This is a genomic window from Fodinibacter luteus, assembly GCF_039541575.1.
In the GTDB taxonomy this organism is placed as follows: Bacteria; Actinomycetota; Actinomycetes; order Actinomycetales; family Dermatophilaceae; genus Fodinibacter; species Fodinibacter luteus.
This window is the reverse complement of record NZ_BAABGM010000005.1, coordinates 1-1,446: the sequence shown is the minus strand read 5'-3', so window position 1 is coordinate 1,446 and position 1,446 is coordinate 1. Positions and strand designations below refer to the sequence as shown.

Annotated in this window: 3 protein-coding genes; 2 read left to right on the top strand and 1 reads right to left on the bottom strand. The window is 65.3% G+C overall.

The genetic code is table 11. The features are described 5' to 3' along the window. Window positions 1-99: 99 nt before the first annotated feature. Complete coding sequence (locus ABD899_RS04970; RefSeq protein WP_345203024.1) at window positions 100-453, bottom strand: hypothetical protein; 354 nt, start codon at window positions 451-453, stop codon at window positions 100-102. 325 nt (window positions 454-778) lie between these two features. Between ABD899_RS04970 and ABD899_RS04965 the strand changes: the two genes are divergently transcribed. Beyond that, window positions 779-982, top strand: coding sequence for an antitoxin MazE family protein (locus ABD899_RS04965; protein ID WP_345203022.1), 204 nt, complete (start codon window positions 779-781; stop codon window positions 980-982). Beyond that, window positions 979-1,305: a type II toxin-antitoxin system PemK/MazF family toxin gene (locus tag ABD899_RS04960; RefSeq protein ID WP_345203019.1), complete on the top strand. Its 327-nt coding sequence runs from the start codon at window positions 979-981 to the stop codon at window positions 1,303-1,305. Before ABD899_RS04965 ends, ABD899_RS04960 begins: the two co-directional genes overlap by 4 nt. Window positions 1,306-1,446: the final 141 nt, after the last annotated feature.

The following is a 1,446-nucleotide window of genomic DNA, read 5'->3' as shown; positions in this document are numbered from 1 at the left end:
GAGCAGACCACTACTTGCTGCTCACTCGGGCGAGCCGTAGCAAATCGGGTTGCACACTGTTCGAGCCAGGCAACCTGCGCGGGGCGGACTGCCAGTAGCTCAGGCGTGGTGGTGCCGCCCGACGTGCCAGTCGACGTGCGAGGCCTCGCTCTTCGACCTTCGGCCCAAGTACCTCATCACCAGCACCACGATCACCGTCGTCACCACGCTGGACAGCAGCGCCTCGTCACGCGACAAGCCGTCAATGTTGGGCTGCAGCTCCTCCTCGGTCGCCCAGCCGAACAGCACCTCGCTGACGAACAGCCCGATGCCGAAGCAAGCCGTGGTCGTGATGGCGCCCGCCCAGAGCCGGTATGCCGCGCCCTTGCCGACGAGCAACGCGGCCAGCACCCCGAACGCCAGTGACATGGCGGCGAGGTAGAGCAACCCGTCGATTCCCAGATCCCACTGCATGACAGAGCCTCCTTTCGCAGGTCCGTCCACATCCAGCGTTCGCCCGGGTCATGGCGGCGTCAAGGGCCCGGAGGCCCGTTCAGGGTGTCCCCTTCGTCACCCCCTCCAGGTGACCCGGAAACGCATGAACAGGGTGCAACCCGCCGCGGTCAGCGTGCACGCCAACGCCATGTCCGGCAAGACGTTCAACGACTGGAGGACCTGCGTCAGTAGCCGCCAGTCGGGCGCGTCAGCGGAGATTGGCTCTGCACGCGGCGTGCTGTTCCTGACTCCTGGGCGCCGTCGAATGCTTGTTCCACCGATCTGTTACATGTAACATGGCGTCATGGCTGTGAAGGAGCGCGTGAACGCGTACCGGGCCCGGATGCGAGCCCAGGGCCTGCGTCCGGTTCAGATCTGGGTGCCCGATGTGCGCTCTCCCGACTTCGCTGCCGAGGCTCACCGCCAGTCCGCGCTCGTCGGCGCGGCCGATCGCGCGAACGATGACATGGACTTCGTCGAGGCCATCTCCGAAGACTGGGGCGAATGAGACGCGGGGACATCGTCACCGTCTCCGGTGGTGTCTATGCACGCAAACCGCGACCGGCACTCGTTGTTCAGGATGACCGCTTCGATGCCACCGAGTCGGTCACGGTCTGCCCTTTCACCAGCACCGTGGTTGACGCTCCCCTGATGCGGGTTCCCGTGGCCGCCGACGAGGGCAACGGCCTAGGACAAGACAGCTTCTTGATGGTCGACAAGATCACGACGGTCCGCAGGAGCAACGTGGGCACGGTGCTCGGACGACTAGAGACGACGACACTGGTCGAGTTCGAACGGCGCCTACTCGTCTTCCTAGGCTTCGGCACCTAGGCAACGCGGGCACGGGCAGGCGTATCAGCGTCACTTCGGCCGCCTGTCGATCGCGATGACCGCGGTATGGGCAGTCGTCGACGGTCAAGTCCGCTGGGGTGGTGTACGAGGTTGATCCTTCGGTTGGGCGTGTGGGTCAGG